21 protein-coding genes are annotated in these 25,447 nt (G+C 42.7%); 7 read left to right on the top strand and 14 right to left on the bottom strand.

The genetic code is table 11. The features are described 5' to 3' along the window. Positions 1-6: 6 nt before the first annotated feature. The 3 genes from COR50_RS20125 to COR50_RS20115 all read right to left on the bottom strand — a co-directional run bounded on the left by COR50_RS20125 (position 7) and on the right by COR50_RS20115 (position 5,575). Positions 7-3,288, bottom strand: coding sequence for a SusC/RagA family TonB-linked outer membrane protein (locus tag COR50_RS20125; RefSeq protein ID WP_157761024.1), 3,282 nt, complete (start codon positions 3,286-3,288; stop codon positions 7-9). 427 nt (positions 3,289-3,715) lie between these two features. Then, complete coding sequence (locus COR50_RS20120; RefSeq protein WP_098195662.1) at positions 3,716-4,909, bottom strand: FecR family protein; 1,194 nt, start codon at positions 4,907-4,909, stop codon at positions 3,716-3,718. Between the two features lie 60 nt (positions 4,910-4,969). Beyond that, positions 4,970-5,575 carry an RNA polymerase sigma factor gene (locus COR50_RS20115; protein WP_098195661.1) on the bottom strand — a complete coding sequence of 202 codons (606 nt, stop codon included), beginning with the start codon at positions 5,573-5,575 and terminating at the stop codon, positions 4,970-4,972. Between the two features lie 192 nt (positions 5,576-5,767). Between COR50_RS20115 and COR50_RS20110 the strand changes: the two genes are divergently transcribed. From COR50_RS20110 to COR50_RS20095, 3 genes are all read left to right on the top strand, one after another. Next, positions 5,768-6,268 (top strand): DNA-deoxyinosine glycosylase, encoded by a 501-nt coding sequence (locus COR50_RS20110; protein WP_098195660.1) that lies wholly within the window; start codon positions 5,768-5,770, stop codon positions 6,266-6,268. Between the two features lie 847 nt (positions 6,269-7,115). Next, complete coding sequence (locus tag COR50_RS20100) at positions 7,116-7,994, top strand: helix-turn-helix domain-containing protein (protein ID WP_098195658.1); 879 nt, start codon at positions 7,116-7,118, stop codon at positions 7,992-7,994. Positions 7,995-8,113: 119 nt separating this feature from the next. After that, positions 8,114-8,851 (top strand): SDR family oxidoreductase, encoded by a 738-nt coding sequence (locus COR50_RS20095; protein ID WP_098195657.1) that lies wholly within the window; start codon positions 8,114-8,116, stop codon positions 8,849-8,851. A gap of 80 nt (positions 8,852-8,931) precedes the next feature. On the opposite strand, the gene COR50_RS20090 is transcribed toward COR50_RS20095, so the two are convergent. From COR50_RS20090 to COR50_RS20075, 4 genes are all read right to left on the bottom strand, one after another. Then, a complete protein-coding gene (locus COR50_RS20090) occupies positions 8,932-10,176 on the bottom strand; it encodes a Na+/H+ antiporter (RefSeq protein WP_098195656.1) in 1,245 nt (414 codons plus the stop codon). A 9-nt stretch (positions 10,177-10,185) separates the two neighbouring features. Continuing rightward, entirely contained in the window at positions 10,186-10,575 is a 390-nt protein-coding gene (locus COR50_RS20085; RefSeq protein ID WP_098195655.1) for a ribonuclease inhibitor, read from the bottom strand. 115 nt (positions 10,576-10,690) lie between these two features. After that, the gene (locus COR50_RS20080; protein ID WP_098195654.1) at positions 10,691-11,284 is read right to left on the bottom strand and encodes a DUF502 domain-containing protein; all 594 of its coding nucleotides are present in this window, start codon (positions 11,282-11,284) and stop codon (positions 10,691-10,693) included. A 30-nt stretch (positions 11,285-11,314) separates the two neighbouring features. Then, positions 11,315-11,938: a response regulator gene (locus COR50_RS20075; protein ID WP_098195653.1), complete on the bottom strand. Its 624-nt coding sequence runs from the start codon at positions 11,936-11,938 to the stop codon at positions 11,315-11,317. A gap of 308 nt (positions 11,939-12,246) precedes the next feature. Between COR50_RS20075 and COR50_RS20070 the strand changes: the two genes are divergently transcribed. Beyond that, a complete protein-coding gene (locus tag COR50_RS20070; RefSeq protein WP_098195652.1) occupies positions 12,247-13,170 on the top strand; it encodes a DUF6515 family protein in 924 nt (307 codons plus the stop codon). A 96-nt stretch (positions 13,171-13,266) separates the two neighbouring features. Here COR50_RS20070 and COR50_RS20065 read toward each other — a convergent pair whose 3' ends face one another. The 7 genes from COR50_RS20065 to COR50_RS20035 all read right to left on the bottom strand — a co-directional run bounded on the left by COR50_RS20065 (position 13,267) and on the right by COR50_RS20035 (position 22,298). After that, a complete protein-coding gene (locus COR50_RS20065; RefSeq protein WP_098195651.1) occupies positions 13,267-14,193 on the bottom strand; it encodes a DUF5007 domain-containing protein in 927 nt (308 codons plus the stop codon). Positions 14,194-14,205: 12 nt separating this feature from the next. Then, positions 14,206-14,874 carry a hypothetical protein gene (locus tag COR50_RS20060; protein ID WP_098195650.1) on the bottom strand — a complete coding sequence of 223 codons (669 nt, stop codon included), beginning with the start codon at positions 14,872-14,874 and terminating at the stop codon, positions 14,206-14,208. A gap of 18 nt (positions 14,875-14,892) precedes the next feature. Further along, a complete protein-coding gene (locus tag COR50_RS20055; RefSeq protein ID WP_098195649.1) occupies positions 14,893-16,356 on the bottom strand; it encodes a RagB/SusD family nutrient uptake outer membrane protein in 1,464 nt (487 codons plus the stop codon). Positions 16,357-16,362: 6 nt separating this feature from the next. Then, a complete protein-coding gene (locus COR50_RS20050; RefSeq protein WP_098195648.1) occupies positions 16,363-19,899 on the bottom strand; it encodes a SusC/RagA family TonB-linked outer membrane protein in 3,537 nt (1,178 codons plus the stop codon). A 42-nt stretch (positions 19,900-19,941) separates the two neighbouring features. Continuing rightward, positions 19,942-21,117 carry a FecR family protein gene (locus COR50_RS20045; protein ID WP_098195647.1) on the bottom strand — a complete coding sequence of 392 codons (1,176 nt, stop codon included), beginning with the start codon at positions 21,115-21,117 and terminating at the stop codon, positions 19,942-19,944. Between the two features lie 74 nt (positions 21,118-21,191). Then, positions 21,192-21,776 (bottom strand): RNA polymerase sigma factor, encoded by a 585-nt coding sequence (locus COR50_RS20040; protein WP_098195646.1) that lies wholly within the window; start codon positions 21,774-21,776, stop codon positions 21,192-21,194. Between the two features lie 219 nt (positions 21,777-21,995). After that, positions 21,996-22,298 (bottom strand): hypothetical protein, encoded by a 303-nt coding sequence (locus COR50_RS20035; protein WP_394336715.1) that lies wholly within the window; start codon positions 22,296-22,298, stop codon positions 21,996-21,998. Positions 22,299-22,467: 169 nt separating this feature from the next. Between COR50_RS20035 and COR50_RS20030 the strand changes: the two genes are divergently transcribed. The 3 genes from COR50_RS20030 (at position 22,468) to COR50_RS20020 (ending at position 25,271) form a co-directional block, all read left to right on the top strand. After that, complete coding sequence (locus COR50_RS20030; RefSeq protein WP_232516216.1) at positions 22,468-23,073, top strand: PhnA domain-containing protein; 606 nt, start codon at positions 22,468-22,470, stop codon at positions 23,071-23,073. A gap of 399 nt (positions 23,074-23,472) precedes the next feature. Beyond that, positions 23,473-24,084 (top strand): RNA polymerase sigma-70 factor, encoded by a 612-nt coding sequence (locus COR50_RS20025; RefSeq protein WP_098195645.1) that lies wholly within the window; start codon positions 23,473-23,475, stop codon positions 24,082-24,084. 53 nt (positions 24,085-24,137) lie between these two features. Next, positions 24,138-25,271: a FecR family protein gene (locus COR50_RS20020; protein WP_098195644.1), complete on the top strand. Its 1,134-nt coding sequence runs from the start codon at positions 24,138-24,140 to the stop codon at positions 25,269-25,271. Positions 25,272-25,447: the final 176 nt, after the last annotated feature.

The following is a 25,447-nucleotide window of genomic DNA, read 5'->3' as shown; positions in this document are numbered from 1 at the left end:
TCAAGTTTAAAGTGAGCAATGGATACCTGCTGTAATTTGTCTTAACGGTGGTAAAGCAGCCCCGCCCGTTTCAGGATCGAAACCGAGGTAATTAGTAATTGTCAATAGGTTTTGAGCCCTGATAAATGCTCCCGAGGATTTGATCCTGATCGTTTTTGCCCAAGAACCGGGCAGCTCGTATGACAGGTTCACGTTCTTAAGCCTGATAAAGCTTGCATCGGAATAACTGGCATCCGAAAGCAGGTAATAATTTTTATAAGCGTAAGTAGCTTCACTGCTGGATAACACGGATGGTCTGAATCCGTCTGAAATAATTTGGTAGTCCTGGTTGGATAATGCTCCCGGTTGAATATTGACAGCATTACGGATGGAGCCTTTGCGTTGTTTCACAAACTGCAATAGGAAATCAAATTGAAATCTTCCCAGTTTTATGGAATTGCTGAAGCCGCCGTAATAATCCGGTAGGCTGGAGGCTACGATATAGTAATCGCCGTTGGCTGTTTCTAATAAGCCTGTTGTAATTTTTCCATCGTTGTTGAGATCTGCCACGGTAACAATACCGTCTTTCAAACCGGTATAACGGTAACCGTTTAAATTGCTGATCGGTTTTCCTTCCATCAGCGTATAGGCGTAAATAGTCGTTTCTATTCCCGGGAATGAGATCAACTTGTTACGGGGTAAAGTGATATTAAATGAACTGTTCCAAGTGAAATTTTTCCGGCTGATATTTTTTGTTTTTAACTCGAACTCCCATCCTGAAGTTTGAAGTAAGGCGGGCATATTACCCGTAAAGGAGGTAAAGCCAGATTGTGCAGATAGCGGGGAGCTAACCAGTTGATTATCCGTCCTGCTGGAAAACCAGGATGCAGATAGGAAAATTTGATCGTCAAAAAGCCCCGTTTCTAAGCCGATATCCAGTTTACGGTTGGCTTCCCAGCGGTAATCCGGGTTCGCGCTGCGCAAGGGATAGATTCCCGTGCTTCCGTATTGATAAAATAAATTCCCGTATGTGGCGAGGTAGCCGTAATCCGCTATCTGGTCATTTCCGGAAGTACCGTAACTGGCCCTTAGCTTGCCGTAGCTCATCCATGGCAAGGCTTGCTTGAACCAAGGTTCATTGCTAAATATCCAACCTGCACCGGCGGAACCGAAATTGCCAAATTGGTGATTCGGTCCGAAGCGTGAAGAACCATCCCGGCGACCCGTAATGTTCAGGATATAGCGGTCTTTCATAATGTAATTAATACGCCCGAAACCTGAAACATATTTGTATTCATTAAAGCTGCTGCTCTTGGATGTAATATCAGTTGCGGCTGTCCAGGAACTCATTAACCTATCATTGGAAAAGCCTGTAGCCCTGATAAAGTAAGGCTCTGCAAAACTGGATTGCTGCCAGGTCGCGCCCAGTAATACGCTTAACCTACCGTTTCCTAGCGTCCTGTTGTAAGTCAATTGAGGTTCCACGATATAGCTCTCGATATAATCGGATGTATAGGTGGCCGCGGATTGCCCGTTACTGGAAGCCGGGTTTAAAGAGGATTTAGGGAGATAGGTATTATTTGTTTGCGAAATTTTATTATATCCAAGGCTCACCTTCGCATCAAGACCCGGTAATATGTTATAGCGCAACGAAGCATTGGCCAACAAATTATCCGATTTAAATTCGGCAGATTGTAACAAGAAAGATTCCGGGTTCGTAAATCCACCAGTCCAGTTGAGGCTTCCATCTTCATTGTACACCGGGTAGTTTGGCGGAAGGATATACACGTACCGGGTAAGGTCGCTGGCAACCTGGTTATTGGATTCCTTGGTGTACATGGCAGATGCGGAAAGTCCGAATTTGCCGTTACGTGAAGTATTGTCAACGCTCAGGTGCGATGAATAACGCTTATATCCCCAATCGCCGGGAAAAGGTGTCGTCTGATGCCTGAAAGTATTGGAAAAGCGGTAACGTAGATATTGGTTACCTCCGGAGAAAGCTCCCGTAACTTCGGTTTGGTTAGCCGTGCCGCCGATATAATCTTTTTGGAAATTCCTGGATTGCGTAGTATCCCAAACTGTAAGATCCGGCGCATTGGAAAAATCAGGTGTCGTATTATCATTGGCAAATCCCGCATGACGCATGTCGAGGTATTCATCGAGGTTTAACATCGGCATATAATTAACCACTTTACCGCCGCCTGTATAGATATTAAAATCAAAATGCGGTTCGGAGGCTTTCCCTTTTTTCGTCGTGATTAGGATGACCCCATTAGCGCCCCTCGATCCGTAAATAGCGGTGGCATCGGCATCTTTCAATACGGAGATACTGGCGATATCGGCAGGGTTGATGGAGTTCATCGGGTCGATATTTCCCGAAGCCCCGGCGCTGGCAAACGAAGTTTCAACGAATGGTACGCCGTCTATAATGAATAGCGGCATATTCTTGCTGTTGATGGATTGCTGCTGACGGATGGAGATATTCATCCTGGAGCCGATGTTCCCGTTGGTTTGACTGATATATAATCCGGGTACATTGCCTTGCAATGCTTCTAAAACATTACTCACGGGTTGTTTCTCGATGTCTTCAGCTTTCACGCTGGAAACGCTGCCGGTATTATAACGTTGGGTCGTGGTGCCGTAAGCTACCACTACGCTTTCATCCAGCTTATTCGTACTTCTCTGGAGGTAAATGATAAACGTTCCCGAATCTAATTTCAGAACTTTTACATGCTGTAGTGTATGGGGTTCTCCCGCGGTGAATGATTGTAGTTGTTGAGCCGGTATTTCTACAGATGTATACCCGATAGAGGAAATCAGCAGCACTGCATCTTCCGCCAGTTCGGAAAGCTGGAAGCGGCCGGATGCATCGGCAGTAGTACCTTTGGAGCTGTTTTTTATCCTGATCGTGACACCGATAACCGGTTCATTGTTCGTTGCATCGAGAATTTGCCCTGAAAGGGAAATTTGCACCGGGATGGCATCGAGCAGTGATTGAATCGTAACCGGGACAGGTTCCCTGCGAGACATCACGATGGTTTTATCCTGGATGACGTATTTCAAGGATTGGTCTTTCGATAATCTGTTTAGGAAATCTTTTAGTGGCATGTCTTCGACAGATAAAGAGAAAGTATCGTTTTGTGAAAATAATTTCTTGTTGGCAAGCACCACGTAACCCGTTTGATTTTCTATGGCATTGAATACTTTCTTCAGGGTGAGTTTTTTGCCGGAGATGCTAAGATGCTGCGCTACGCCCGTCGCATGGACAGACATAAACGCCACTGTAAGTAATAGAACTGTTAATCTCATGACCCTCCAAATTTGGTTGATTAGCCGCCCTGCTCTCTTGCAGGCAGGCGGACGGTAGCTCCGCTGTAGGCGGAACAAATAGATTTTTTGCATAAATTGCAATGATTTGGTTGTTAAAAATTGGTTTAGGTACCGTTTTGAATCAACTGGATTTATAGCCGTCACGGTGGCCGCCGTGGCGGTTTTTATTTATAGTTGATCGATTTATTTATAGTTTTGATCTTTTAACTGTTAAGAACGATCTATTCTTACAACTTGTAGTTAACCGGATGAAATGACAGGGGGTATCCACGTATTCCCTAAGAGAAATGGAGTTTACATTACAAACAGATAGATGTTGGTTTCGATATTAGCATGATATTTATTGAAATATGCTTGCAGGAAGGCAGGAAATACATTGATAAATCCCTAGTATCGTATGGTTGGTTTATGGGAGTATCGTTAATGTTCTGCCTTCCAGTTTGCAATGCACACCGAGTTCTTTTAATACGATCAATAATCCTTGAAGGCTTACCCCGCGTGTCATTTTGCCTGCCAGCTCCACGTTCGGGATACCGTCGGCATAGATCACCTTGATATCGTACCAACGCTCCAATTGCCGCATAACTTCACCTAGTTCAGCCCCGTTGAAGTCGAATAATCCGTCTTTCCATGCTACCGCTTGATCTACATTAGCCGCTGCTATAACCTGGATATTACCTTTTTGATCAGCTTGATGAGAAGCGATATTGGTAATTTTAGCTTGTTGACCGGGTTTGATGACGACGCTTTGTTGCCCGGAATTTAATACCCTGACTGCGCCCTGTAATAATGTTGTATTGATCGTGTATTCGTTATCATAAGCATTCACATTAAAATTCGTTCCTAATACCTGTATAGTAGCTTTATTGTTTACATTAACCTTAAAGGGTTGCGCCGCATTCCGCGCTACTTCGAAGTAAGCCTCCCCGGTTATATCCACCTTCCGTTCCGGCCCGGTAAACCGGGTTGGGTAGTGTATGGAACTGGCAGAGTTGAGCCAAACCTTGGTGCCATCCGGCAACGAAAGTTGAAATTGCCGCCCGACAGGGGTACTCATCGTATTGTAGCTGCTCGCTTGACCACTATTTTCATATATCAAAATATCGCCGGAAATTTTGGCTACCGCGCCACCTTGCAAGTTGATGGTCCCGCTATGTATACTATCCAACGCTAGCTTCGAACCATCCGAAAGGGTGAGGATCGCCCCATTTGTACCCGGTTCGATATCTTTTATATTATTTGCTAATTCCGATGGAACGGGAAGCGGCTGATTTACTTTCCAAACATATATGCCGCCCGCGATGAGTAGCAAAGCGATGGCTGCTGCCCATGTCCACTTGCGGAATGTGAGCCGCTTGATAGGGATATTCGTTGCGGCAGCTTCCCGCTTACTGATCTCGCGGTAAATGCCGGCTAACAAACCGGGGTTTGCAGCAGTACCCGGCGATTCCATACCGGCTACCATTTCCCCGTATTGATCTATCAAGGCTTCTATCTCCCCGGCAGGAAGCGTTTTTAGCCATGACTGGAAAGCTTCATGTTCTGCCGGGCTGACCTCGTTCCTGGCGTATTTATTTAATATAATAGACTTATCGATCATGGTGTAATCATTTATAAGACGAACCTCGTAAGTGGAAGGGGACGGTTGGACGAAAAAAAATTAATTATGCGATAGTATTACGATGGCTAGGCAGATAGCTCCGGGCAAATCGCCATGTTTGGACATATATTCTTTTAGGAATGCTTTCGCTTTTTGTAATTGTTTTTTTACAACGTCGCGGGACACTTCCATTTGCTTGGCAATCTCATCTATGGAGAAGCCTTCGAGGACGTTCATTGCGAAGATCATCCTGCGCCTCTCCGGCATTTTTTCCATTCCCTGCCGGGCGATGTTAAAATATTCCTTTAGTTGTAATTGTTCCCTGGCATTATTGGCGAAGCCGGGTTGGAAGGCAGCGTATAATTTTTTATGTCGATCCCTGATGTCGCGTAGCTTGAGGATGTCGAGCAGGCGGTTTTTAGCCATTCTTTGCAGGTAATACTCCAGCTTTTCAATACCGGTAAGGTCTTGCCTTTTCAACCAAAGCTTTACGAACACGTCTTGAATAATGATGTCAACCATACCGGTATCGCCGTTTGAAAAGGGGTATAGAAATAACCTCAACTTCGGTTCGAAATAGTAGTAAAGTATATCGAATGCCGCCTTATCCCCGGCTTCTAAACGTAAAAGCAGCTCTTTTTCGTTATATGAATTATTGGTTGACAATGAAGTGTATTAGACTATAGATTCAATAAAAAAGTCCCAAGAATCTTCGGATTTTTTTGGATATTCATAAAAAAGCGAAATTTTGGGACGGATAGACGAAGTTAAGTAAAACCTTGGATTTTGTTTCTATTTATGAATAATCAATTAGTTTTATCATGCATATGATAATGCCGCTTTATTAAAAATGTATCTATGGATTCACAAGAGCCGTTCCTCAAATCTTCTTTTGCCCCGATCATCGGATCACAAACGCACATCCTGATATTAGGTTCGATGCCGGGAGATAAATCGATCGAGTTGAATGAATATTACGGTCATCCTAGAAATAGATTTTGGAAAATTCTTGCCTGGATCACGAATAATAAGGAACCGGGGAATTATGCTGAAAAGTTGTCACTGTTACAGTTATTGCGCATTGGTCTTTGGGATGTCGTGCACCAGGCTACGCGCGAGGGTAGTTTAGATAGCGCCATTAAAGATGCTATACCGAATGATTTAGATCATTTTTTTGATCATCATAAGTCAATAGAAGTCTTGGCCTTTAACGGACAAAAAGCTGAAAAGATGTTCGACAAGCATTTTCAAAGAAAACCCGGTTTGCGTTATGTTTCATTGCCCAGCAGTAGCCCGGCAAATGCTACGTATAACTTCGAAAAGATCAGCATGATTTGGAAAGAAGGGTTGATGATTTGATTCGTACTTTTCAGTTAAATGATAATTTAATTATTATTAAACAATGCGTATAATTTCAAGTTTTGTTGTTTTCTCAATAGTATTGCTGTCATCGGGATGGTTGCCCAAGTCCTTACCCGTACATATTAAGGGACAATTGAAATCAAATCCAAAATATGAATGGAATAATGTTGATAATCTCCAGGTTCTTGTAAAAGGTGATGGTAATCTATTGGCGAAAGCCATTACAAAGAAAGGCTGCAACTTTGAAATAACATTTACGTCGAATAAAGAAAAGTACTTCGAGTTTTATTGCACCGGATTAGGGATAGATACATTATTACTCGAATGCGTTACCTCTTTTGAAAGCGATTCACCGGAAATGATATTTTATCTGCCGGCGAACTATCGAAAGAATGTACTTGGGCAAGTCATTTGTATCAAGTGTAATAAAGCGGATAAAGTCTATAAGATAGTTTACAATAATTCGCCAATTGTTACACGGATAGTTAATTCTAAAGGAGATACTTCATATAGTCCTTTAAATTAAGGAAAATATTATGCCGGATGTATTGCCGGTCCTGCCAAGTATTATTGCGACCGTGATCATGTGAAGTTTTGATAGTATTTATGTTTTAATGAATTAGGTTCATGAGACGGCCTTATACTCCCGCTGGGTCAATGTTTAAATTATTAGATCCAGCGGTAATTTTCGAGTCAAATTTTGAGATCGCTTATGCTGATATTAAAGATGAGATCGTAATGGTTCAATGTGATCAACATGATACCAAGTTTGATTATATAGGAGGGTAGCCATGCCGGTACATAATCATTCTTTTTATAGGTTTGATTTTGTTAACTTTGCTACATGGAGACTACAGGGGCTACCAGGAGACCGGATACATCAGGTTTAAAGTATAAAGGCTTTAAAATTCATGAAGTATCGGGCGATGAAAGGCCATCACAGCCGCATGCCAGGCGGGATTATTATAAGATCGTACTTGTAACCGCCGGAAATACCTTGATTACCTATGGCGACAACACCGTTGCAATGAAAGGTACTTACCTGTTCTTTTCCAATCCGCGGGTTGCACACCGGGTCGAAGATCTGGAAAAGGGTAGGAGGGGTTATGCATGTTTATTTTCTGAAGATTTTATTAACAGCCGGGAAGGTAAAAATGCTTTGCGCGATTCCCCCTTGACCAGGGTGGAAGATAGTCCCGTCATTGCATTAAATGAAGCGCAGGCAAGTTTTATGAAGAGCCTCTTCGTGAAGATGCTGGAAGTGTACCGGGATGGTTTTCCTGCCTGTATGCCCCTTGTCAAAACCTGTATAGAATTAATACTGCAAGATGCATCTAGGATTCAACCTTCGCAACAGCTAACAGGACGCCAATATGGAACATCGCGAATCTCCGCGATGTTTTTAGAATTACTAGCGAAGCAATTTCCGGTCGAACATCCCGGTGAACCTTTATTATTGCGTTCTGCCCATGATTATGCGAAAGCCCTTTCAGTACATGTCAATTACCTGAACCGCTCGGTAAAATCCAGTACAGGAAAATCTACATCGGCCCATATATCCGGTCGCATCATCTCAGAAGCAAAGGCATTGCTCAGGCACACGAACTGGAATGTAGCGGATATTGCTTATAGCCTGGGTTTCGAATATCCCACCTATTTTAATAATTATTTTAAAAGAGCTACCGGGCAAACGCCACATGTTTTCAGAAAGCAAAAGGTTTGAAAATTGTAATTTTTGGATTGATTTTTATTAGCAATACAGTACCTGTAATATCGAACTTTGTACCAGTAAATTGGCTGGGATGCATACCGGCCAATATTTAAAGGTATAAAGTAACTATTATGAAAAATGCATTGATAACTGGAGCTAATAAAAGCATCGGTTTTGAAACTGCCCGTCAACTATTGGCAAAAGGTTATTTCGTTTTCCTGGGAAGCCGCGATCTTGCAAATGGGGAATCGGCGCTAAGACAGTTGAAATCTGAAGGTTATAACAACGTTGAAGTTGTTCAGTTGGACGTTTGTGATCAGGCTTCGGTAGATAAAGCCGCAGCAAGTTTAAAGAGCAAAATTGACCATCTGGATGTGCTGATAAATAATGCGGGCATTAGTGGAGGTTTACCTCAAAATGCTACAGAAACGGCCATAGACAGGTTTAAATCGGTTTTTGAAACCAATTTGTTCGGTGTCATCAGGATTACGCAAGCGCTGGTAGATTTATTGAAAGCTGCGCCCCGGCCAAGAATTGTAAATGTAAGTTCCAGCATGGCTTCATTAACTTTAAATAGTGATCCTTCCTGGCAGTATTACCATCATAAAGGGGCCGCATATTTATCATCCAAGACGGCGTTGAATATGTTCACCCTGAACCTGGCATATGAATTAAGGGATACAAACTTTAAGGTAAACGCTGTTGATCCCGGGTTTATAGCAACAGATTTCAATAATCACCGAGGCACCGGTTCCGTGGAAGAAGCCGGTAAACGCATTGTTAAGTATGCAACATTAGCAGAAGATGGCCCAACGGGTAGATTTTTCAGCGAGGAATATAATCCTGAAACTTGGGAAATCCCATGGTAATGATTTCACGGTTGCATAACAGGGGACTGTCCCTTGTTATGCAACTTGCTCCAATTGTAGACCGGCATTATGAAAATGCTCTATGATTGCTTTCCTAACTTCTTCACTATCCAAGGCAAGGTCAAGCCCTGGCCTAATAAACTAATCAACACGACCACGATCGTTATAAAAATAATTTCTTCGCGCATTGGGAATGGCTTTCCGTTGTCTAGTTTTACAGGGAGACCGAGTGCGATTGCCAAGGACACGATGCCCCGCATTCCCGACCAGGTAATGATGAAGCTGGTCTTGGTATCGAACAATGCTTCTTTGCTGATACGCCGCTTGCCCTGGAAGGCTTTTTGAAGGTTAACTTGTTGCAAATAGACACGCACCAAGCGGATCAGTAGCGTGATTAAAGTAATAACCAGGCCGTAACCTACAAAATGCCACACTTTGGATGGGGGCATCTTTTTTAGGAGTACGGGAAATTCCAGGCCGATCAGCACGAATATGAAACCGTTGAGCAGGTAGATGATAATATCCCAAAAATGTTTGGATTGGTCTTTAATTTTATCCGGGAAGCGCTCCCGGCTTAATCTTGACATGCCCAAGCCTAGAATCACGACCGCTATCACGCCGGAAACCTTGAAATGCTCCGCAACTAAATAGGTAATAAACGGCATTAGGAACATTAACCCGATGATGACCATATCATCCGCCCTGAAAAAGCGCAGGGTAACGGAAAGTATTTGCGCGATGATAAACCCGGTGAGAAAACCTCCGCCAAGTATCATTAAAAAATCAATACTGGCATTCCAAAATACAAAAGCTACCCCTGAAACTGCTGCCAGTGCGAAGCGGTAGGCCACCAAAGCCGATGCATCGTTTACCAGGCTTTCCCCTTCAAGAATAGTTATAGCATTATGCGGGAGACCCAAGCCCTTGGTGATCCCGATTGCCGCTACTGCATCCGTAGCAGAAAGTATAGCTCCCAATACGAAAGCCAGGGGCCAGGTCATGCCGGGAATTACGTAATAAGCCACGATGGCTATCCCTGCGGAAGTCAAGAATACCAAACCGATGGCCAGGGTACTGATGGTATTGATATTCGTCCTGAACTCTTTAAATGAAATATTAAATGCCGCATCATATAATAATGGCGGCAGGAAAATCAGCATGATGATTTCCGGGTTGATCATGATTTCCGGCATGGTGGGTACGAACCCGGCTAAAATGCCTACCATTAACAACATGACAGGTATGGGTAGTTTAATTTTCCCCGCGATTCCCGAAGCCCCGATCATCAGGGCCATGATAATTAAAATGATCGTATAATTCTCCATGGGCCGGTTTTATGCTTGGATAAGTTGGATGTTAGGATGTGCCGCGATGATTTCCATGATGATATCAAAATAAGTTTGTCCATTTCCGTTTTCCAGTGCTTCCAGTTTCTTTTCGAAATGTGGCCGGTTGAAGGTTGAACCGGGAACAAGCTTGGAAAGATAATATCGCTTCGTTGTTTCTATCCCCAGTGTTTCTTTTGCTTGACCTATTTCTTTCCAAACCAGTTGAACAGGTTCCGAGTTATGCAATATGCCGAAGCCACCGTACAATAAATCATTGAGCGCATCTAGGCTGTCGGCAATTTGCCAATCTTCACCAGCCATGAAAACCTGGTTGATTTCCTTGTAAAAACTAGGTATGTCATGAATGTTTTCGCCGTTTATTATTATTCGTTTCATCGGTTGGCGGAAATTAATTCCACCTAATAATAATCAAAATTGTGGCATGAATCTAAATTTATACTTAGAAATTTACCTGGGCATTGTTCGTTTGGGCTGGAAGTAAAAGGGAGGATTAGGATTTGGCAGGGTTTTTATTTACTACCGAAAGAAACCCTTTCCCATATTGACGGCTGAATTGATGCAACTGCGCGGTCGTGATTTCCTGTAAGCTAACATCATCCCGTTTCGTAATCAGGATTTCGCCATCTGATAGCGTGGTGCCTTTAATGACAAACAGCGTAATCATCTGGTCATCTTCTTCAACTACGTAGGCGGGACTATATTTTTCTTCATAATAAAGGATAACAGGTTTCCAAGAATCGAGTTGCGTGTTGAAATCTAGTTTTTCAGTAGCGAGTAATTTAATTTGGTTGAGCGAGGGTACCAGCCGGTACACGAGGTTTTCCATCTTTTTACTCAAGGAGGCGATGAAGGATAAACCCATCAACAGGCCGAGGATGTACATGAAAATTATAATCAATAAAACGGCAAAAATAATCAACGTGAACTCGCCTAATATTCTTTGAATGCCGAGTTTCATAGCCAGGGGTTGAATGAATGTAGCTAGCATCCCGATTAGGCGGATAAATACGTATATAATTACCCCCAAGGGAATCGCAAGGATAATTCCCCTACCCAGTATGTTTTTGAAATTGTTGAATGCCATCTTAAGTACAATTGTGTATCCCGTAATAAATTATTTTGCCAAACCGTACACCCGCATCAACCTGGTTAACGAGTGACTGTTCCGTATTTCGAGTTTTTCATATAGCCTGCGTTTGTAAGTATTACATGTAGAATATCCGAGGTTAAGTTGCCTTGATATTTCGGGTAAGGAAATGCCCTGTTCCATCATCGTGGCCACTTCGAGCTCACGGTTGGATAAATTGTCGAAGGGGTTCAATTGCCAATCATGTAGGGAAAGGTGAACCAGTTGTTCCGACAGTGTTTCACTGATAAACTTTTTACCTGCCAAAATACTTTTGACCGCAGATCGAACTAAGTTGATCGAGGCAGATTTGTGAATAAAGCCGGAGACGCCCATTTTTAAGCATTTTAAACCGTACACCGATTCGTCATAATTGCTGAATACCAATATTTTTACCTTGTCCCTGATCAATTCGATGCTATTAAATATATCCCCGCCTGGAAAGGATAGATCCATGATTAATAAGTCGATCGTGTTACGCTTCAATATGTTATGAAATTCTATATCTGTACTAGCTTCCAAGATCATTATCCCGGGGAATTGATCTTGAATTAGCTTCGTCAGGCCGTAACGGGTGATAGGTTGTTCATCAACAATCAGGATTTGTTTCATATAGCTTTTTTTAGCCGGGTGAAGTAGCTATTATGATAAATGGCCTGGTAAAATGGTTCGAGGGAGGGGTTATTTCTATTATACTATAACAGTCGAATTCTTGATTTGTTTGAAGCAGATTAAATCTTGTAGTAATTAATGCTACAAATATTTACTACTATCTGCTACAGCCCATCATTATAATTGATGATATTTTTGTTAGGGGAAATAATACACCGGATACGTTCTTAAACATTAACATGATAGCAATTAATAAATAAAATATTCTCGAACCTTTTTATCCTGCCCCGGATCTAAAACGAATAAAAATGCAAGTGTTTAATGTAAAATTCATTTATGTTACTTTCTTAGCCTTCATCGTGTTAAACATCTCCAACCCCGGCGAAGCTTTTTCGCAAGCCAGGAAAAGTGGAAGACCCAAGCAGGAAAAACGCCAGGCTGTTCCGAAGAAAAAAGTACAACCGAGACCGCAACAGAAAAAAGTAGCTCCCAAAAAAACGGCCAGACCTGCTAACCAGGATGCCCGTCAAAGAAATGTTCAGCAAAGAAATAATAACCAAATCCGCAATTCGAATCGTAAAACGATTAATAATAACGCGAGAAGGAATAATGTGAATGTTGACAAGAGTAGGAGAAACGTCAATATCAATGTTGATAAAAGCAAGGATATAAACGTTCATAATAACCGGAATACCGTTGTAAGGCGCAATAATATCAATACCTACCATCGCCCTCCTTATGCTTACGGCGGAAGGCGCTATTATTCTTACCACCCGTATTATTATCATCCTTATAGACCATATTCCTGGGGGCCGGTATGGCATCCATGGGGGTTTTTCTTAACCGAGTTGGCAGTTACGGCTATCGTGGTATCTGTAAATAATGCCAAGTACCATTACGACCAGGGCGTGTGGTACCAACCTTCAGGGCAAGGATATACGGTAGTTCAAGCGCCTGTTGGTGGCACTGTGACCACTATACCATCCGGACATGAAACCGTTGTTGTAAATAATACGACGAATTATTACTACGGCGGCGCATATTACGAAAAGGAGGGGACGGAATACAAGGTAGTTGCACCGCCTGCCGGGGCAGTTGTTGCCAATTTGCCGGAAGGTGCGGAAGAAGTTAAAATCGGGGATCAAAATTATGTGAAGGTCGGGGAAACCTATTACCAGCCTGTACAGGTAGATGGACAATCAAAATATGAAGTGGTGCAGGTGGAAGAATAATAAACTTGTATTATAAAAAAGTCCCCTGGAAAAATTCCAAGGGACTGAAGGGTTAAATGGATAGAAATTACCTGCAATACTTCTCCTCTAAAGTGGTCAATAATTTAATTTGATGACGACCTTCCATTCTCCTTCCCGGTAAATGGCCATATCAAACCAAAAATTGAAATATTCTCCGTTAACTTCGCCGTTGTTGTACAAGTCTATCCGCAGTACCTTTCCGGCTACGAACGGTAAGGGAAAACCTGCTATTTCCAAATCCAGATAAGTCGGGTATTCCGTGTATTTCGTTGGATTGTTTAAACCCAGGTTATGCCAATCTTTTAGATCCGTTACCCCGGGAGTTGAAGAGTAATCGTACCCGATGAACATCTTCGGGTCTACCGGGTTGTCGTCTGCATCCAGGTAGTAAACCTGTATCTTGTTACCTGTTTCTTTTACTCTTTCAAATGTTACATCGATGCCTTTAATATTACCATCTACCCCGGATAAACGGTAATAGTACGGTTTGGCATAAGTTACATTGATCGTCAAAGCATTTTCAATCAACCTTTCTCCGCCACTGTTTTTAACCAACACATCGATATGGTAAGTCCCTTTTACAAGTTGGGTCGTATCGGAAGCTTCCGGGTAGATCAGGATATTACCATTATCCGGGTCAATGTCGATCGCGGGACGCCGCACCATGGTGCGCTTCTCATTGAGTTCTTCCACGGTTGCCTCTTTCCCGGTATATTCACCTGACCACCACCAGGTATCTACTTGGTAGGCCATTACCTTTTCAGCTATTTTTCCATCTTCGGTTTTGATGGCAGCGATGCTAAAGGTTAGCGGCTTCGTTGATTCATCGGTTACCATGGCGCCGGATTGAACCAATTGAGCGCCTACGGCGGCATTGATGTTAGGGTTATTGTACTTTAAGGCCGTGCTTAAAAAGCCATCATTATTTTCCTTGGTACATGAACCGAGGAGGCTAGCGGCCATTATTATTCCGAGAGTATATAGATTTCTTATTTTTTTCATCTTACTATGATTTTACCTGTAATATTTCTGTTTCAAACCTGCGGCGAAACTGGATTTATATTTCAATACATGTACGATGGCATTTGCTGTGACAAGGTTATGTGTTTGGAAAGTTCCGTTGTAATTCACAGAGTCCACCCCCGGGATTTTCCTGTGTTCGTATGTGATATAATAGGCAGATGTTTGTAAAGTTGTGCCTGGTTTTACACCGCCGTCGCTTCCGTGGATATATAAACTATCTCCGTTATACGCCTTGTAGTATTTCTTCTTGTCTAATACCGCCTGCTCCAAGGTGAGTTGAACATCTGTAATGATAAACCTGCCCAGTAAATTCTTGAGCGTATCCAAACCGATATCTGATAAAGGTCTAGGTGTTTGCCTATCGTCCGGTACAAAGTTCTGTTGCAAACGCAATACGGCCTGGTTGGGCGCTGCGAAGAATGTGATATTCGGCTGATTAACCAGGTCCTTCGTGCCGGTAAGGTCAATGACTTTCACGAGGGAATCGAACATGTGGTTTTCCCTAGATTTTAAAAAATCATATACACTCATCTTCATGTCTTCGGGTGATTGATGAGATAAACCGCCATCAACAAAATAGTCGTCTTTACGGCAGGCACTAATGGTTACCGTTACGATAGCTGCAAAAGCGATGATATTTTTTATAGAAAGTATTTTCATGATGTTTACTTGAGATGATTATTTCCAATATTCATTCTGCGTAATAACGAAATTGCTTTTCGCGATGATCGTTTGGCTGATCGGTAAGAGCCATGCGCCGGTTTCATACCAGTCGGCCTGTTTGATCCTGGATTCTTTATCCAGTTTCCGTGTTCGTACCAGGTCAAAGAAATATTGTCCTTCACCCAAAAGCTCTTTCTTTCTTTCCAAGAGAATCGTGTCCTGGATGTTTCCGTCACCGGTATAAAGCCGTGCATTGGCGCGTTCCCTTACCTTGTTGAGCATGATGGTTGCTTCGGCGGCATTCCCAACTTCCGATGAGGCCAGGGCTTCGGCACGGAGCAATATGATATCTGCTAAGCGGGTGATAATGATATTGGATTCATTGATATTTTGGGTGCTGGTATCGCCGTTCATTTGAAGTGTCCGGTATTTCCCGAGGAAAACCCTGTCTGATTCAACGCCTTGTAAGTAAGTTGAGTAGACGAACCATACCGGTATCCTATCATCATTCAAGTCCTTGGGGAACATGATATTGATATTATCCCTGGTAGGACTCATAATAAATTTGTCTGTTCCTGCACCGCCATCAGATTGATCTTTATACCAAGGTTTTCCCAGTGTCCGGTTATACACGCGGTTTTTCTGAACTTCCCTGGCATTTACATCGAAGTTCAATTCGAAGATGCCTTCGTTCGATTTCCCGATGAAGATTTTTTGTAAATCGGTGCTTGGTACAAGGGAATATGGGCCTTTGGTAATGACACTATCGCAGTACTTCTCGCAGTCGGCATATTTATGTTGCCATGCCAATACATGTGCTTTGATGGCCCAGGCGGCGCCCTTAGCTGCTCTCACGGCCTTGTCGCCATCCGCATAGTTCATGGATAAGTTCGCGATGGCAACATCGAGATCCGCTAGTATTTGTTTAATAACCTCATCTTGCGGCGTTCTTGCTAAGTTTTCGATATTAACCGGATCCAGGTTCAAAGGTACGTCACCCCAGAAACGGACGAGGTAGAAGTACGTTAAGGCACGGATAAAACTAGCTTCCCCGATATGTCTTTTCTTGGATTCCCCATCGTAACTACTGATTTTGGGGATGTTGCTCAAGATCAGGTTACACTGCGCGATAACGGTGTAGAAACCATTCCAGTCGCCACCGCCATTATTTAATAGCGCTACAGCTGTATTTTGCGGGATAGGTGTTTCTACCCTTACATTCACGTTGTCGCTATAACTGTTAAAAACATCGGCCCTGACATCGCCCATTAAGAATACTTTGTCGGGGACAACTTTTCTTAAAAAGGAATAGGCGGCGGCGATGGCCTTGTCAACATCCGCTGCGGATGAGAATGCATTTTCGGCAGTAGGTAATTCGATGATATCAGGATTCAGGATTTTTTTGCAGGAAAATATGATGCTGCAAAACATTGCGATCCCTACCAACAACCCTACTTTATATTTTGATAATAATTTCATATTAATTTAGAATTCGAAGTTAAAACCACAGTTAAACTTATAAGGAATCGGGTAACCATTCCCAAGGTCATATCCATAATCGTCAACATTTTCCGGGTCAACCCCTGTGTATTTTGTCAGGATAAACACGTTGTTCATGCCGGCGTAGAATCTTAATCTCCTGATGTTATACCTGCTCAATGCAGCGGAGGAGAAATCGTAACTCAGGTTAACATAATTAAGCCTGATGAAACTACCGTCTTCCAAGAACAAATCCGTATTGGTTTCGTAGTTACCGATAAAGTCATAGCTGGAAATCCCGTAATATCTCCAGGGGTTCAATACCGGGAATTTGGCATCAGTATGTTCCGGTGTCCAAACATCCAGGTCGCTCACATCCAGCAGGTTGCGTTGCCCGCCGGGATAATTCACGTTTTGGCTGGCAGTCCAGCTTACGGATTTGATACGATCTGCCAATACTTTATTGAATACTTTGTTGCCAACGGAATAGTTGAAGAATAAATCCATTTGTAAGATGCCGCCGTTTTTGAAACGGTAGCTGAAATTATGTGCCAAGCTTCCTGTGAACTTAGGGTTAGGGTCCCCGGCATACACACGGTCACTGTTATCGAGTACGCCGATCCGGCCATCGCCGTTCACATCCAGCAAGGCAATGTCGCCGGCATGGTAAGTATCTTGCGAAGCGAAGCCGCTTGTATTTGGATACAGTTTTTTACCCGTGTATTTATTCACCGGTACCGAAGCTTCATCAGCATAAACACCGAGGTACTTCATCAGGTAAAAACCATTGAGGGGTCTGCCGATTTGCAAATACGGCTGGCCTACCGTGTAGCCGCTTCTCAACACGCTGCGACCGTAGTCGGGCAGCCTGGTCAGTTTATTTTTATTAATTGCCCCGATGAATGTAATGCTGTATTGAAAGTTGTTGTTTTTCTTCGTCAGGTAGCCCGTGATCGCTGTTTCAAAACCGCGGTTATTAACAGCTCCACTATTGATGTACCGGCTGCTGTAACCGCTGGTACCGTTTAATGGATCCGGGAAAAGGAACCCGTCGGTATTTTTATCATAATAATCGAATGTAGCGGTGATCCTACTATTAAAGAATTCCAGGTCAAGTCCTACGCCGCGGTCCACACTGGTTTGCCAGGTTAGGTTAGGCAGGGGGATACCATTCCCGCCTCCATAGTTCGGCGCCAACAAGGGTACGCCGTTGTAAGTGGAATTGTCGCCAGAAAGAATGTTGTAGGCTCCCATCGCGAGGTAATTGTCTTCATATTGAGAACCGGATTTACCCGTACTAAACCTGATTTTACCGAAGTTCAGTATACGGTCAGTATTCTTCATGAAGCCTTCCTCGGTGAATACCCAGGCAGCAGAAAGGGACGGGAAGTAACCCCATTGATTATCCTTACCAAATTTAGAGGAACCATCCGCCCTAACTACGCCCTGTAAAAGATACTTCCTTTTATAATTATAGGATAAACGGGAATAATAGGACAGCAAACCGTACCTTAAATTGTGTGTAATCAATGATAGGTTCGCTTGTGGATAGCCTTGTATTACTTGTTGCGCATCGCTCGGGCCACCGTAAGCTCCACCGTAAATATTATTGGTTTCGCTGGTATTGATCGTGTTGCCGACTACGAAGTCGAAACTGTGTTCAGATGGGAAAGTATGATACAGGCGAAGGAAAGTTTCACTCAAGAGGTTCACCTTTTCTTGGGAATAATAAGAAGCTGCCGATTTGTTGTCAGCCCTAGTTCCGGAAGGGGAGAAGCTCCTGGTCCTGTAAAACTCGTAATTGCCCGATGCCCTCGATGTTAAGTTCAAGAACTTGGTAAGGTCATAGCTCACTTCTAACTGCGCTAAAGCACGCCTGGTAAGATCTAGGTTGACACCTTTCTTGTACGACTCCAGGTAGGAATCATAAAAGCCGCTGGCGGGGCCGGGTTGAAATGAAGATGAAAAGTTATTGCCGACAACCGCCGCGCTATAAGTATCGCCGCGTTTCTGGCTCGCATCAGTTTCGCTGAGATTGGCCCTGCCCGTGATGGTTAAGCCCGGTGTCGGTTTAAAGATCCCGGTATAAGTAAGGGAGTATCTTTTGAATCCTGAACCTAACACGATACCTTTTTCATCGTAATAATCAACACCCAAGCGGTAGCTGGCCGTTTCCGTGGCGCCGCTAACCCCGAGGTTGATACTTTTCAAATTGGCATCCCTGAAGTACAATTTCTGCCAATCCGTGTTATTGTTATAGAAACTATTTAAGCTATCCGTCAACTCGATGGGCATATCTGTTGCACCGCCACCCACTTTAGAAGCGCCGTACTTATTAAATAAGTCGATCTTGAATTTTCTTTCGGCAGCGCCTCCAAGTGTTTTACGTAATTCGGGATAATAAGTAAGACCATACTGCGTATTTAAAGTAACGATAGGCTTACCAACCTTACCGCGTTTAGTATTGATGATGATAACGCCGTTAGAACCCCTCGAACCGTAGATTGCCGTTGCGGAAGCATCTTTTAATACGTCGATCGATTCAATATCAAAGGGACTGAAACCGGATAAAACACTGGTGATAGCCTGCCTTGGATCGGAAGGATTAAATACATCCTGTTCCAAGGGGATACCATCGATGATGAATAACGGTGTACTCACCACGTTGGAGTTGGCCGAGTTAGAGAAAGAAGCCAGCCCGCGGATCTGGATATTGCTCCTTCCTCCCGGCATACCGGAGTTGTTCTGGACAACCATACCCGGCGCCAAACCTTGTAACAGGCCTTCAATAGAGCCACTCGGCCTATTTTGCAACTGCGAACCCTTGATGGATGAAATAGCAGCCGTTGTTTCCCGTCTTTTTTGTGTACCGTAACCGATGGTTACATTTACTTCTTGCAATTGGGAAGCAGAAGGCTGTAGCGTAATCAATAAGTTCTGGGCAGCGCTTCTAACGAGCTGATTTTTTTGCACCTTATCAGCGGCGCTGATTTTGCCGCCTGAAATAGTTAACCTGAACGCTTCGAAACCGATGCTCGACACGATGACGGTGGCGTCTTCAGGAACATTCGATAAGCTGAAATTACCATTGGCATCTGCAACGGTGCCGTTCTTCGTTCCGGCAATCATGATGCTGGCGCCGATGATCGGTTCATTATCCGGACTTAAAATCCTACCGGAAATAGTGATCGTTTCTCGTGATTGCATTGATTTTGCAACGATCGTTACGATGTTGTTTTCAATTTCATAAGTCAATGGCTGATCCTGGAAAATCAAGCTCAACGCTTTCTCTACCGGTGTTTTATCGAGGTTAATCGTTACCGGTGCAGCCTGGCTGGCAAATTTGGAATCAAAAATGAAAGAGTAGCCTGTTTGCGAGCGGATCATCGCCATAACAGATTCTAGTTTGGCCTCTTTTACCTTGAGGCTTACCAACTGGGAAAATACGGCTGCCGTCGCGATAAATGACTGGAATACGACCAGTATCATGCAACAGGCATAACGCTTCCAGTGGCGGGGCATTTTGCCACGTCTTAAATTCATAATCAAAAATGGTTTAGAGATGATTATTGGTTGATATAAAAACTATAATTTGTTCACTTTTAATGTATCGTTGTGGATTTCAAAGTTTAGTCCCGTGGTTTTTTCCATGGCTTTTAACAGTTGATTTAATGGGATGTCTCTCGGGATTTCTCCATACAGGTTGACCGATGGCAAACTATTATAATCAACTTCGATATCGTACCAGCGTTGTAACTCCCTGGTCACTTCTTTTAGCTCCGTATCTTTGAAATAAAATATATTCTCCTTCCAGGCGGTAACAACTTTCAGGTCGGCATTTGTTACCAACGTAGTGTTTTGTGTGCTGATAGTTGACATGCCCGGTTGCAATAATATATCTTTAGAATTTTGACATAGTACTTTTACGCTACCATTTTTCAAAGTTGTTGTTACCTTCCCTTCCCCCGGGTAGGCTTTAACATTAAATTCCGTTCCCAGCACAACCACTTCTTGCAATTCCGTATTTATTTTAAATGGATGATTTTCGTCTTTGGCAATTTCAAAATAGGCTTCCCCGCTAATCGTTACACGGCGTTCCGAGCCGGAAAATTGCACCGGGTAGCTGATGGTGGTCCCGGCATTCAACATTACAACGGAACCATCAGGGAGTGTCAATTTAAAGGTTCTGCCCCTTGGAATGGCCAGCGTGTTATATTTGAGTAATCCCGCCTCGATTTTTTCATCCATCGATTGATATTTCAGACTTTTATGATCTTCCATCAAGACTTTCGTGTCTTTTTCAATAATGGCGCTAGTTGAAGCTTGATCCAGCGAAATTGTTTTACCGTCAGATAAGGTCAAGGTCACTTCCTTAGCGGGATTATTAACAGCCAGCTCTACCGGCCTATCATACGCTATATTAGGTGATGTATTGAACAGGATTTTATAAACAGTATAGGCGCCGGCAAGTAATAAAAAGCTGGCAGCCGCAGGCCAGTACCAAGATTTCTTGCGTTTTGAAGGCAAGGCAGTCATTCCCGGTTGCCGTTCCCCGGACAGAATCTTATCTAGTATTCGATCGGATTCGTCCCTACTAAAAACATTGGCTTCTACCTGTACCGGGATAAGATCAAACAAGCGCTCGTACTCCTCCCTGTTAGCGGGATCAGTTAAAAGCTCATGGAGCCGCTCCAGCTCTTCTTTAGAACATTGATGTTGTACGGCCTTTCTAAATAAATAATCCAGATCTTGGTTGCCCATATAGGTGGTAGTTGATAAAGACTTTATTATAAAGACAATAAAAACTATAAAAAGGAGATACGCGGTGAAAAAAATTATTTAAATAAATGAATTAGTGCCAGGCAGGCCAGTAAGCTTTTTTCGGCATTTACTTTTTTCTGTAGGAATTTCAAGGCAAGTTGATTGTATTTTTTTACGGAAGCAGTACTAAGTTTCATCCGCCTGGCTATTTCTGGATTTTTGAAACCCTGGGCCCTTAGGAGAAATACGATCCTTTGTTGCCTTGGTAGCTCGGAGATTAACTGGTCTAGCTTGTCAGCTACCTGGTATGTCGTCTCCGGTTCGGCTTGCGGTTGGGAGAGTAGGTGGCTCGCGTAATTGTTATATTTTTTTCTTTCGGCAACCAGGGAAGCCAGGTAATTGATCGTGCAATTCCTTAATGAGATAAACAGGTAAGCATTAAATTTCTGGATACCGGTAAGTTTGGTTCTTTCCTTCCATACTTTAAGGAATACATCCTGGATGATTTCTTCGGTAAGCTCTTTGGAATGGGTTAGGGCAAATACGGTATTGCTGGCCTGGTGTACATAGCCATTATAAAGAGTGCGAAATGCAGTATCATCTCCCCCGGCAATACAGTGAAGTAATTTGTGCTCGTTTTCTATGCTTGTCAAACCCATAATTAGCGAAGAATAGTAGCAATCAATCTTAGTTTCGAATAATTATAACAAATATCTTAAGACAGATGAAAAAATCATGCTTAATATTACCTAATATACATACAATATTGCTTGGTTGTAAGTAATTTCCACCTGTTAAATTATTAATTAAATATTCTTATGATGTAAAATATATCAACTTGAATATTTTATGCTGTCAATTAGGGATATCACACCTGGTTATTTTTTGAAAACCCCCTTGCATAATACTATCCTGTTGCCGTCAGGATCTTCAAAGGTTTGGGCTTTTTCTGCCCAGTATGGATTGGAGGGTTGTACCTGCTTGGCCCCGATAATAGTTAGTTGATGTATGGGCCTCGAATATTCAGCAGGAAGATCGAAATAAAAAACTAGGAGGTTATCAGGATGGGGCGGGGGCAATGCCCCGGGCAGAAGCCTTTCCGTAAATTCTAAGTGATAAGTGTAACCGGGTAAACCTATCATAGCGCCGTTATAACCGCGGTGGTTTTCGAATTGACCGATAAGGGGGAGTCCTCATCCTTCGGTATAAAATTGTACCATGGCATTTAACTGGTTGGTATGCCGCGCGATTCTGAATTGTACTGCCTGCATAATTATTTATGATGGTCTTATAAATAAAGTACTGGTAATTTTACGAAATGGCCAATGATTTTCGACATAAATAATGATAATGGCAAGAAGTACTTTTGCGCCTTTATTATTGATTATATATATGAACACTAGGATTACCCCGGCTTTGCAAGCCCGTAGTGAAGGCAACTGTGAACTATGTGCCAGCGAATTAGCTAGCACCGCGTACGCGGTTAGCCCAAGAAATAATGATGCCATTGAAAATGAAGTGGCCTTATGTGAGACCTGTTTTAAAGCTTTAGACGATGCGGGCCAGAAGCTGCATTGGCATTGCTTGGCAGGTAGCATCTGGAATCCGGAACCCAGTGTGCAAGCCTTGAGTTACAGGATATTATACACTTTTAAGGATGAAGAGTGGGCCGCGGAAATCATGGGTTCGGTGGAATTAGGGGAAGCGGTAGTCCTGTGGGCTAAGAGCGCCTTCGAGGTGAAGGCAGTGCATAAAGACAGTAACGGAACCGAGTTGGCAAACGGGGATACCGTGGTATTAACCCAGGGCTTGAACGTGAAAGGCGCTAATTTTATGGCGCCGAAAGGCACCATCGTTCGAAAAATTAGGCTTGTAAATGATAATGTAGAGCAAATAGAAGGTAAGGTTAACGAACAAACCATCGTTATATTAACCAAGTATGTCCGCAAGTCTTAAGTTATTTAAATAAATCTGAATTATTATTCTAATCCGTCCCGGCTGGGGCGGATTTTTTATTGCGATAGGAACTGTAAGGGGCCATTGAAAAGACAAATATAAAGTTGTAACATATATTCCCAGCCACAAGGAAACTTCCCAAGCAATAGGAAATTATTGTTGATTTCAATAGGATTCTCTATCTTAGAATTATCTTTGTACATAACCAAGATCTAATAATAAACTAAATCAACAAAGTAAATCTATGCAATGAAGGGGTAGGTCTAATTTAAATCCTGTTATATGCTTTATTGTATAATGTGAAATGAAATTGTTCTGTTCTGCTATTTTTTATGTGATATCTAAATTTTATTCACATTATTTTATTGATTAATACGTACTGGTTGTTTTAATTTCTTGATGCAGGTAACTTATCATAATCTGACCGATGATGCACTGCTCGTCTTCGTGAAAGACGACAATATAGAAGCATTTACTACCATTTATAATAGGTATTGGGAGCGGCTATTGACATTTGTTATACGTGCGATTAAGGAGCAGTCTGATGCGGAAGATATCGTGCAGGAAATTTTTATTTCGCTGTGGAACCGCAGGAAGGTCATTGCTATAAAAACAAGTTTCTCCACTTATATATTTAATTGCGCCCGTTATATGTCTATCAGGTATATCGAGAAGAATATCAACCGTGGACATTACCTCGAATACTTGGCGGATTTTATGCTTAGCATGCAGGATGGCGCCGCACCGGAAAATGTTTTGAACCTGAAGGAAACCGGTCATCAACTGGAATCAGCAATTGCACAGCTGCCGGGCAGGATGCAACATGTATTCCGCCTGAGTAGGGAATACAATTTAAGTTACCAGGAAATTGCTAACCAGCTGGATATATCCGAAGAGACGGTAAGAAAGCAAATACATCGTGCCTTAAAATTACTGCGGGTACAATTACGTCATATCTCTATTACTATCCTGGTAATTATCGCCCAAATATCCATTCAAAATTTTTTTTAGTAAAAAAGTCCACTTTTAGTCTTTTCATGTCACTAATATTAAACTGAGTTAACTTGGATAAGGAAAAAGCACGGGATTTATTGGTAAAGTACCGGAAGGGCTTGTGTTCCGAAGAAGAGAAACGGATCGTAGAAACCTGGTTTGACTATATTTCCGGGGAGTCTGGCTGGACCGTTCCATTTGGAGAAGCAGAAGCTACGAGGGAAAGGATGCATGCAAATATTTTGCAGGGCATCGAAAAAACCGGGCCAGTTATCAAGATCAGCAGATCCAGGAAAATGGCCTGGTATGCTGCCGCTGCTGTTTTATTCCTCGCATTAGCTGCTAACTTGGCTTGGTTCCTTCAAGGGAAACAAGAAAAACGCCCTTTAGCAAATGTTATCGATCAAGAACACGATATTCTACCGGGGCAATCCGGCGCTATACTAACGCTTGCTAACGGCGAAGAAATAGTATTGGATTCGCTGGGCAACGGGATACTCACTACCCAGGGAAGCACGAAAGTTATTAAAACCGGCGACCAGATCAGTTACCAGGGGGCCGATTTTCAACAACAGGTAGTTTATAATACGATCAGTACGCCGATCGGGCGCACGTTCAGGGTTATGCTGCCCGATAGTACCAAGGTTTGGCTGAACGCGGCTTCCTCTATTACTTATCCCACGGCTTTCAACACGAATACCAGGGAAGTCAGTATAACTGGCGAAGCATATTTTGAAGTAACCCATAGGCCCGATATTGTTTTCAGGGTCAAAGCAGGCACTGAAATTTTAGAAGATCTCGGGACTAGTTTCAACGTAAATACGTATAATGACGAGCCCGTGCAAAAAACCACCTTGGTAGAAGGAAAGCTTAAAATTAGAAATGTTATCCTGGAAGAAAATGACCAGGTCAGTATACATGGAAACGGCAAATTAGTACTCGATCATAATGTTGACGTTGAAAATATTTTAGCATGGAAAAATGGTCATTTCCGTTTTAATAGTGTCGATATTTATTCCATCATGAGGCAAGTGAGCCGCTGGTACGGGGTGGCAGTGGAATATCAAACTGCAACTAGTATCGGGGAAACATTTAGCGGTGGCATATCGAGGGATGTTAAACTTTCCGAGTTACTGCATATTCTCGAAGTAACCGGTAAGTTGAATTTTGAAATGAGAGATAAAACAATCATTATAAAATCCTAAAATCTAAGATCGCTTATGCCTGAATTTTGACTTAAACTATCAACCAAAGGAAACAAAATCGGCTGGATATAAAAATGCCGCTCCATGGATCAGATGGAACGGCAAAAAATGTCCGGGTCGAATGAAAGAAAATTCAACAGTAATCTAACTGTTTAGTGATTTAGCAAACCCAAACT

The organism is Chitinophaga caeni, assembly GCF_002557795.1.
Classification (GTDB): Bacteria; Bacteroidota; Bacteroidia; order Chitinophagales; family Chitinophagaceae; genus Chitinophaga; species Chitinophaga caeni.
This window is presented reverse-complemented; position numbering and strand designations above follow the sequence as displayed.